The sequence below is a fragment of the Bradyrhizobium sp. genome (assembly GCF_049512235.1).
Classification (GTDB): Bacteria; Pseudomonadota; Alphaproteobacteria; order Rhizobiales; family Xanthobacteraceae; genus Bradyrhizobium.
In genome coordinates this window covers 1-8,718 of sequence record NZ_JBEKXH010000282.1, presented here as the reverse complement: position 1 = coordinate 8,718, position 8,718 = coordinate 1, and the positions used below count along the sequence as shown (strand labels likewise).

Genomic DNA, 8,718 nt, shown 5'->3' with positions numbered 1-8,718 from the left:
AATTCCTCGAGCATGATCGAGATTTTCCAGCCGTTCGGCGTCGGCGCGTAATAGAGGTCGATCATGGAGGCGTCCTGTTGGGGCTTAGGCGTCATCCTACCCCCTGCTTTGGTCGCATTCCACCATTCGAAATCCCATGTACCTCCTCCCCGGGACATGGCATTGAGAGGCCCAACACGTCACGAAACTCCAGAGGACACGCCCAACATGCTGTTTCCGACCACGATCGCCGGCTCCCTGCCCAAGCCCGAATGGCTGGCTGAACCGAACAAGCTGTGGGCGCCGTGGAAGTCGCAGGGCGATGAGCTCGCCCGCGCCAAGCGCGATGCGACCATGCTCGCGGTGAAGGTTCAGGAAGACGCCGGCATCGATATCGTCACTGAGGGCGAGCAGGCGCGGCAACATTTCGTCCACGGCTTCCTGGAAAAAGTCGACGGCATCGATTTCGCCCACAAGGTCGAGATGGGAATCCGGAAAGACCGCTACAAGGCGATGGTGCCGCAGGTGGTCGCGCCGCTGCGGCTCAAGGGCCGCGTCCACGCGGATGAGGCCCGCGTCGCCCGCACCCACACCACGCACCAGCTGAAATTCACCCTGCCGGGACCGATGACCATCATCGATACCATCGCCGACCAGTATTACGGCGACCGCGTCAAGATGGCGTTCGCCTTTGCCGAACTGCTCAACGCCGAAGCCCGCGCCCTGCAGGCCGACGGCGTCGACGTCATCCAGTTCGATGAGCCCGCCTTCAATGTCTACATGGACGAAGTCTCTGACTGGGGCATCAGGGCGCTGGAGCGCGCCGCCGAGGGACTGACCTGCGTCACCGCCGTGCACATCTGTTACGGCTACGGCATCAAGGCCAATACGGACTGGAAAGCCACGCTGGGCAGCGAGTGGCGGCAGTACGAGGATATCTTTCCGGCGATCGCCAAAAGCCCGATCCGAGAGGTCGCGGTCGAATGCCGCAATTCGAAGGTGCCGCTGGAACTGCTCGGCCTGCTCACCGGCAAGGTGGTGCAGGCCGGCGTCATCGATGTCGCCAGCGACACCGTGGAGACCGCGGAGGATGTCGTTGAGGTGATCGAGAAGGTCGCAAAATTCGTGCCGAAGAGCAACATCGTCGCCACCACCAATTGCGGCATGGCGCCGATGCACCGCGACATCGCCGAAGCAAAGCTGATGGCGCTCGGCGCGGGGGCGAAACTGGCAAGGCAGCGGTTGGGGTGACGAACGCGCCTGCGACTGCATGGCCACGATCTCAACGCCGGGATGGCGGGTTATGGCTTCCGCCTTGGCTCTGCGAGCTATGGCGGACAAGCCGGCTACCGACCCGCCCTTCCCTCCAACGCGCTCGGATGCAGCACCGGTTTATATCCGGCCGACAGCGCCCGCAGCGTCGAGGGCGGCGTCAGCAGCATGGCGTTGTCGATCGCGTTTTCTGTCTCGAGATAGCCGGCCGGCGACCATTGCAGCGCCTGGCGCTGCATCACGAGAAAGCTCTCGCCGTCCTGCTGCAGCATCGCGCCGTCGGGCAGATCTCGCCACGGCAGGGGTAGAGGATGCAGCCGCTTCTTGCCGCCTGACAGCCGCTCCCTGTGCAGCACGGCGTCGATCTCGGCCGCGCGCACCTTGGTGACGCGATTGCCCTCTTCCCACGCCGCGCGAAAGCGCAACGCGTCTTCGCGGCGGCAGAAGAAGCACGGGCGATGGCCCGCCGAAAGCGCGGTCGCCTCGTCGAGAAAGAACAATTCGGTCCAGCTGCGCCTGGCCATCACCTCGCGCCGCCGCCCCCTGAACTCGCAGACGCAAGCGAGCCAGGCCTGGCTGGCCCAGCGCCGTACCAGCAGGGTTTTTGTCCTGGGATCATGGATGATGCCGCGATTGCCGGTGAACAATCCGCGGTGCGGGATGGCGATGATGTCGCCTGTGGGGGTGACGCGGTTCTGCAGCGGCATGGGTTACTCCCGCCCGCTACTTTGCGAAGAAGGCAGCGCAGGACGCGGTCTGCGCCCTCGCCCCGCACTTGCGCGGAGAGGGTTGGGGTGAGGGGCTGCTTCCACGAGTTCGACTCGTTGAGAGTCCCCCTCACCCGCCCGGCTTCGCCGGACGGCCTCTCCCCGCAGGCGGGGAGAGGCTAGAACGCCACAAGCGGGGAGATGCAAGGAAGACTCACGCCGCGCCGTCGCGGATCGGCGGCTGGAACGACAGCGCGGTATCCCAGGGAAAGAAGATCCAGGTGTCCTGCGATACTTCGGTAATGAAAGTGTCGACCAGCGGCCGTCCCATCGGTTTGGCATACACCGTTGCGAAATGCGCTTCGGGCAGCATCTCGCGCACCAGCCGCCCGGTCTTGCCGGTGTCGACGAGGTCATCGACGATCAGAAGTCCCTTGCCGGTGCCGCCGCCGAGTTTCGCAGTGTCGGCCGAAATGGCCTTCAGCACCTGCAGCTCGCCCTGCTTGGTGTGATCATAGCTCGCGATGCAAACGGTATCGATGACGCGGACGCCGAGTTCGCGCGCCACGATCGCCGCCGGCACCAGCCCGCCGCGGGTGATCGCGATGACCGCACGAAACGGCCCGACTTCATTGAGCCGCCAGGTCAGCGCCCGGCAATCGCGGTGAAACTGGTCCCATGAGACCGGAAAGGCCTTGCCCGCCCGCTCCTGTGGGCTCAGTTCCGGATGCTCTGCCATCATTATCCTCCTACATCGCTTCGGATGATCTGCGCTAGCGGACCACGTTCAATCCCGCCAGCATTTCCTTGACCGCGGCCATCGCGGCGGCGAGCTTTTCGGGGGCGCGCGAGCGAACGACGAGATTGGTGTTCGGCTTCTTGTCCTCGTCGATAAAAGGATAGCTGCCGATGATGGTATCGGGATGCGCGTTGGCGATCTCGCGCAACGGACCGCCGATATCGCCTTCCCTGGCATTGGCGCGGACCGTGTCCGAAAGCATCCTCAACCCCGACTTCAGCTTCGGCGCGACGATATCCATCATGGCCTGCATGATCGAAGGCACGCCGGCCATCACGATGACATTGCCGATCTTGAAGCCTGGCGCCAGGATGGTCGCGCTCTGGATCAATTCGGCGCCGTCGGGAATCCGCGCCATGCGCAGCCGCGCCTCGTTCAATTCGCCGGGATTCTGGAAGCGCTCGCGAAACCGCGCCACCACCTCCGGATGGTGATCGATGCCGACCCCGAACGCTTTGGCGACGCTGTCGGCGGTGATGTCATCATGGGTCGGCCCAATGCCGCCAGTGGTGAAGACGTAAGTGTAGCGACGGCGCAGCGCGTCAAGCGCTGCGATAATGTCGGCCTCGTCGTCGGCGACGACCCGAACCTCCCGGAGATCGATGCCGATATTGGTCAGGTATTCGGCAATAAAGCCGATGTTCTTGTCCTTGGTCCGGCCGGACAGGATCTCGTCGCCGATCACCAATATCCCGGCGGTGACGATGTCGCTCATGAGTTCTCCTTGCCCTGCATGACGGTCACTTTGCTCAAGCCAAGCCCGGGAGTCACGGAGTTTTGCCGCCGAAATAAGCACCCGCCAGCCATTTTTTCAGGCATGCCCGAAAGCCATCCCTACCCAAATGCCCGCGCTATTGCATATCGCGCTGGCCCGGCCCTTGCTACGATCCCATGGAGTCATGCACTGTGCTACATGGCCTTAAATGCTGGCCCCTAAAAGCAGACAGGATACATGGCAGTTGCGTTCGACGAAATGAACGGGCCCGACGGCGCTCTCCGTCCGGCCTACCAGGAGCTTTCCCGCTGGCTGAAGGAGACGCCGCCGGACGCCCTGGAATATCGCCGCCAGGAAGCGGAGCTTTTGTTCCGCCGGATCGGCATCACCTTTGCCGTCTATGGCGATGCCGAAGCCCAGGAACGGCTGATTCCCTTCGATGTGATCCCGCGGATCATGTCGGCCAGGGAATGGGCGATCCTCGAAAAAGGCCTGAAGCAGCGGGTGCGCGCGCTCAACATGTTCCTGCGCGACGTCTACCACGGCCGCGACATCCTGCGCGCCAATATCGTCCCCGACGACCTGATCTTCCAGAATCCGGTATTCCGGCCGGAAATGAACGGCCAGGACGTGCCGCACGATGTCTACGTCCACATCGCCGGCATCGACATCGTCCGCATCAATCCGGAAGAATTCTACGTGCTGGAAGACAATGCGCGCACCCCCTCCGGCGTGTCCTACATGCTGGAAAACCGCGAAATCATGATGCGGCTGTTTCCGGACCTGTTCGCCCGCCACCGCGTCGCGCCGGTGGAACGCTATCCGGACGCACTGTTATCGGCGCTGCGATCGGTGGCGCCGCAGAGCGCCGCGGCCGAGCCCACGGTGGCGCTGATGACGCCCGGCGTCTACAATTCCGCCTATTATGAACATTCCTTCCTGGCCGACAAGCTTGGCATCGAGCTGGTCGAGGGCCGCGACCTCGTCGTCAAAAACGATGAAGTGTTCATGCGCACCACCGAGGGCCTCAAGCGCGTCGATGTCATCTACCGCCGGGTCGACGACGACTTCCTCGATCCGCTCACCTTCCGGCCGGATTCGGCGCTCGGCGTGCCCGGGCTGATGTCGGCCTATGCGGCCGGCAATATCACGCTGGCCAATGCGGTCGGGACCGGTATCGCCGACGACAAGGCGGTCTATTCCTATATGCCCGCGATCGTGAAGTTCTATCTCGGCGAAGAACCGGTCCTGAAGAACGTGCCGACCTATCGCTGCCGCGAGCCCAAGGATCTGGCTTACGTGCTCGACAATCTCGGTGAATTGGTGGTCAAGGAAGTGCATGGCTCCGGGGGCTACGGCATGCTGATCGGTCCTGCCGCGACCAAGGCAACGATCGAGGCCTTCCGCGACAAGCTCAAGCGCGAACCGGAAGGCTTCATCGCCCAGCCGACGCTGGCGCTGTCGACCTGCCCGACCTGCACCGCATCCGGCCTTGCGCCGCGCCATGTCGATCTCAGGCCGTTCGTGCTGACGGGCAGCAAGAACGTCACCATCGTGCCGGGCGGGCTGACCCGCGTGGCGCTGAAGGAAGGCTCGCTGGTGGTGAATTCAAGCCAGGGCGGCGGCACCAAGGATACATGGATCCTGGACGAATGAGCGCGTGGACGAATGCGATGTCGTTACGATCACACCCATTATCGCCGCTGACCCTTCCCGAACCTTCCCCCTCAGGGGCAGGGAAAAGAGGCTGATCCCCGCATGCTGTCGCGCACCGCCGAAAACCTGTACTGGCTGGCCCGCTATGTCGAGCGCGCGGAGTATCTCGCGCGCACCATCGACGCGACGCTGCGCGTCACCGCGCTGCCGAACACCTATATCGGCAAGACCAATGAATGGGATTCGGCGCTGTTGACCGCCGGCGTCAGCGCCAGCTTCTACGAAGTCTACAAGGATGCCGACGAGCGCAACGTCGTCGAATATCTGTCGTTCGCGCCGTCCAATCCGTCCTCGATCAAGAGCTGCATCGAGAATGCGCGGCTCAATTCGCGCTCGGTACGGACCGCGTTGACCAGCGAGATGTGGGACACCATCAACAGCGCCTGGATCGACCTGCAGGAAGTCTGGGGCAAGGGCACCAAGACCCGCGAAGAACTGACAAAATTCCTGCGCTTCGTGCAGGAAACCTCGCTGCGATTCGACGGCTCGGCCTACCGCACCATGCTGCGCAACGATGCCTACTGGTTCTCGCGGCTCGGCTTGCATCTGGAGCGCGCCGACAACACCGCCCGCATCCTCGACGTCAAGTATCACGTCCTGCTCCCCGAGGAGGAGCATGTCGGCGGACCGCTCGACTACTATCAATGGACCTCGATCCTGCGCTCGGTGTCGGCGCTGACCGCCTATCACTGGGTCTATCGCGAAACCTTGAAACCATGGCTGATCGCGGATCTTCTGATCCTGAACGATTCGCTGCCGCGTTCGCTGGCGAGCTGTTACGGCAATCTGGTGCGCAACCTCGACCAGATCGGCGTCGCCTATGGCCGCCAGGGCGCCGCCCAGCGCCACGCCCGCGGCGTCCGCAACCGCCTGGAACACAGCCATATGGACGATATCTTCCAGCACGGCGTGCATGAATTCATCCAGGAATTCATCGCGGACAATTCGAGGCTCGGCGAAATCATCACCAAGCAATATCTGGTATAATGCCGTCATGGCCGGGCTCGTCCCGGCCATCCACGTCTTTCCTGCGATTGGTCAAGGAAGAAAGACGTGGATGCCCGGGACATCTGCGCGAAGACGCGCTTCGCGCTTTAGCCCGGGCATGACGATCTCCTTGATCCGGTCTGCGTCAGAAACTCCAGCTTGGTCCCGTTAGCTCATGCGCCTGCGAATTGCCCATTCCACCACCTACCGCTACGAGCCGCCGGCCACCGGCGTCATTCAAATCCTGCGGATGACGCCCGGCAGCCATGACGGGCAATACGTCGCCGAATGGCAGATCGACGTTTCCACCGATTCACGGCTCGACACCCACCAGGATGCCTTCGGCAACGTCACGCATGTTTTGACTCACGGCCCGCTGGCCGATCTCACCATATCGGTCGAGGGCATGGTCGAGACCCACGATACCGGCGGCGTGCTGCGGGGAACCGATGAACGCTTTCCGCCGAGCCTGTTCCTGCGCTCGACATCGCTGACCGAAGTCAACCCGGCGATGGCGAACTTTTCGCGCGAGCTGCGCGCCGAATCGGAACACGACGTGCTCGGCTTCCTGCATGCCCTGATGATGCAGATCAACGAGCACATGACCTTCGACGAGGACCCCACCAACAGCGGCACTTCGGCGGTGGAAGCCTTCGGCTTGAAGCGCGGGGTGTGCCAGGACTACGCGCATATCTTCATCGCCTGCGCGCGCTCCGGCGGCGTACCGGCGCGCTTCGTCGCCGGCCATTTCCTGCGTTCCGACGGCATGGTCAACCAGCAGGCCGGCCACGCCTGGGCCGAGGCGTTCGTGCCGGACCTCGGCTGGGTCGGGTTCGATCCGGCCAACGGCATCTGCACCACCGACGCTCACGCCCGCGTTGCCATCGGGCTCGATTATCTCGGCGCCGCCCCGGTGCGGGGCACCCGTTACGGCGGCGGCATGGAAACGCTGACGGTGGCGGTCAAGGTCGAGCAGGTCGGCGGACGGCAGGGACAGTCGCAGAGCCAGAGCCAGTCGTGAGATGAACCAGGACTCGTCATGCCGGCGCGCAGCCCATGGGGTCTGCGCCAACGGGTCTGCGCGAATGCACGCCCGATGACAAGGCTCCGCGCGGCCCGAGGATCACTGGCGCCCCGGAATGACCCGGCAAGGAGCCCGAATAGGGTTGGAGCATCCCGCGAAATTGGCTACTAATTCACGCCCTCTGATACTTGCGGGGATTGCTGATGACCTATTGCTGCGGAGTGCTGGTGCGGGACGGCCTGGTCATGATCGCGGACACCCGGACCAACGCCGGCCTCGATAACGTCTCGACCTTTCGCAAACTGCATATCTTCTCGGAGCCGGCCGAACGTATCATGGCGATCGCCAGCGCCGGCAATCTGGCGATCAGCCAGTCGGTGCTGTCGACCCTGACCGAGGGGTTGGAAGACCCGCACACCGGCGAGATCGAAACCCTGATGAATGCGCCGACCATGTTCCAGGCGGCGCAGCGCATCGGCCGAGCGATCCGCAGCGTGCACGCGACCGAGGGCGAAGCGCTGCGTTCGGAAGACGTCTCTTTCGACGTCTCGTTCCTGTTCGGCGGCCAGATCAAGGGCTCGCGGATGCGGCTGTTCATGGTCTATCCGGCCGGCAATTTCATCGAATGCACCACCGATACGCCCTATTTGCAGATCGGCGAACACAAATACGGCAAACCGGTGCTGGACCGCGCCATGCACTACGACGTCGAGCTTTACGAGGCGCTCAAGACCAGCCTGATCTCGATGGATTCGACCATGCGCTCCAACATCGGCGTCGGCCTTCCGATCGACGTTTTGGTGGCGCGTTCGGATGTGTGCGATGCCGATCTCAACCACCGCATCGAGGCCGGCGAGCCCTATTTCCACGATTTGCGCTCGCGCTGGTCGGCGGCGTTGCGCGCGGCGCATCAGAACATCCCGCGGCCGCCCTACAAGACCGAAACAACGAAAACATAAAAAATACGACGAGACGTAAAACCGAAAAAAGGCAGGAAGCAAATGAGCGAGCCCAAAAACAAGATCGCGATCGTCACCGGAGCCGGAACCGGCGTCGGACGCGCGGCCTCCTTGGCGCTGATGAATGCTGGCTTCACCGTCGTGCTCGCCGGGCGGCGCCTGGAGAAACTGGAAGAAACCGCCAAGCTCGGCGTGGCCGGCAAGAGCCTTGCCTTCTCCGCCGACATGACGGATGCGGGTGCGATCGCAGCACTGTTTGCCAAGGTGATGGAGACCTATGGCCGGCTGGATCTGTTGTTCAACAATGCCGGCATGGGAACACCCGCCATGCCGTTTGAGGATTTGAGCCTCGCACAGTGGCAGGCGGTGGTGTCCACCAACCTTACCGCGGCCTTCCTGTGCACGCAGCATGCCTTCCGCATCATGAAGGACCAGACCCCGCGCGGCGGCCGCATCATCAACAACGGCTCGATCTCGGCGCACGCGCCGCGGCCGTTCTCCGCGCCCTATACCTCGACCAAGCACGCCATCACCGGCCTCACCAAGGCCACCAATCTCGA

9 protein-coding genes and 1 pseudogene are annotated in these 8,718 nt (G+C 63.2%); 6 read left to right on the top strand and 4 right to left on the bottom strand.

Going from position 1 to position 8,718, the window contains the following annotated elements; translation table 11 throughout:
- Positions 1-95 (bottom strand): annotated as a pseudogene (locus ABSG20_RS23030) (thiol:disulfide oxidoreductase); the annotation flags it as partial.
- Between the two features lie 112 nt (positions 96-207).
- Between ABSG20_RS23030 and ABSG20_RS23025 the strand changes: the two are divergent.
- On the top strand, positions 208-1,230 hold the full coding sequence (locus tag ABSG20_RS23025; RefSeq protein WP_423866818.1) for a methionine synthase: 1,023 nt from the start codon (positions 208-210) through the stop codon (positions 1,228-1,230).
- A gap of 95 nt (positions 1,231-1,325) precedes the next feature.
- Here the strand turns inward: ABSG20_RS23025 and ABSG20_RS23020 are convergent, their stop codons facing one another.
- From ABSG20_RS23020 to ABSG20_RS23010, 3 genes are all read right to left on the bottom strand, one after another.
- A complete protein-coding gene (locus tag ABSG20_RS23020) occupies positions 1,326-1,958 on the bottom strand; it encodes a hypothetical protein (RefSeq protein WP_423866817.1) in 633 nt (210 codons plus the stop codon).
- Between the two features lie 214 nt (positions 1,959-2,172).
- Positions 2,173-2,700, bottom strand: coding sequence for a xanthine phosphoribosyltransferase (gene gpt, locus ABSG20_RS23015; protein WP_423866816.1), 528 nt, complete (start codon positions 2,698-2,700; stop codon positions 2,173-2,175).
- A gap of 31 nt (positions 2,701-2,731) precedes the next feature.
- The gene (locus ABSG20_RS23010; RefSeq protein ID WP_423866815.1) at positions 2,732-3,472 is read right to left on the bottom strand and encodes a competence/damage-inducible protein A; all 741 of its coding nucleotides are present in this window, start codon (positions 3,470-3,472) and stop codon (positions 2,732-2,734) included.
- Between the two features lie 237 nt (positions 3,473-3,709).
- Here ABSG20_RS23010 and ABSG20_RS23005 point away from each other — a divergent pair, with 237 nt between their 5' ends.
- From ABSG20_RS23005 to ABSG20_RS22985, 5 genes are all read left to right on the top strand, one after another.
- The gene (locus ABSG20_RS23005; protein ID WP_423866814.1) at positions 3,710-5,128 is read left to right on the top strand and encodes a circularly permuted type 2 ATP-grasp protein; all 1,419 of its coding nucleotides are present in this window, start codon (positions 3,710-3,712) and stop codon (positions 5,126-5,128) included.
- Between the two features lie 102 nt (positions 5,129-5,230).
- The gene (locus ABSG20_RS23000) at positions 5,231-6,175 is read left to right on the top strand and encodes an alpha-E domain-containing protein (protein WP_423866813.1); all 945 of its coding nucleotides are present in this window, start codon (positions 5,231-5,233) and stop codon (positions 6,173-6,175) included.
- Positions 6,176-6,350: 175 nt separating this feature from the next.
- Positions 6,351-7,196, top strand: a complete 846-nt coding sequence (locus ABSG20_RS22995) for a transglutaminase family protein (protein ID WP_423866812.1) — start codon at positions 6,351-6,353, stop codon at positions 7,194-7,196.
- Between the two features lie 206 nt (positions 7,197-7,402).
- Positions 7,403-8,158, top strand: coding sequence for a proteasome-type protease (locus ABSG20_RS22990; protein ID WP_423866811.1), 756 nt, complete (start codon positions 7,403-7,405; stop codon positions 8,156-8,158).
- Between the two features lie 42 nt (positions 8,159-8,200).
- Positions 8,201-8,718 (top strand): SDR family oxidoreductase (locus tag ABSG20_RS22985; RefSeq protein ID WP_423866810.1); only part of this gene is annotated, 518 nt, incomplete at its 3' end.

Coding starts and splice junctions, on each gene's coding strand:
- ABSG20_RS22990 (WP_423866811.1), top strand. CDS start 7,403: ATGACCTATTGCTGCGGAGTGCTGGTGCGGGACGGCCTGGTCATGATC.
- ABSG20_RS23005 (WP_423866814.1), top strand. CDS start 3,710: ATGGCAGTTGCGTTCGACGAAATGAACGGGCCCGACGGCGCTCTCCGT.
- ABSG20_RS23010 (WP_423866815.1), bottom strand. CDS start 3,472: ATGAGCGACATCGTCACCGCCGGGATATTGGTGATCGGCGACGAGATC.
- gpt (WP_423866816.1), bottom strand. CDS start 2,700: ATGATGGCAGAGCATCCGGAACTGAGCCCACAGGAGCGGGCGGGCAAG.
- ABSG20_RS23020 (WP_423866817.1), bottom strand. CDS start 1,958: ATGCCGCTGCAGAACCGCGTCACCCCCACAGGCGACATCATCGCCATC.
- ABSG20_RS23000 (WP_423866813.1), top strand. CDS start 5,231: ATGCTGTCGCGCACCGCCGAAAACCTGTACTGGCTGGCCCGCTATGTC.
- ABSG20_RS22995 (WP_423866812.1), top strand. CDS start 6,351: ATGCGCCTGCGAATTGCCCATTCCACCACCTACCGCTACGAGCCGCCG.
- ABSG20_RS23025 (WP_423866818.1), top strand. CDS start 208: ATGCTGTTTCCGACCACGATCGCCGGCTCCCTGCCCAAGCCCGAATGG.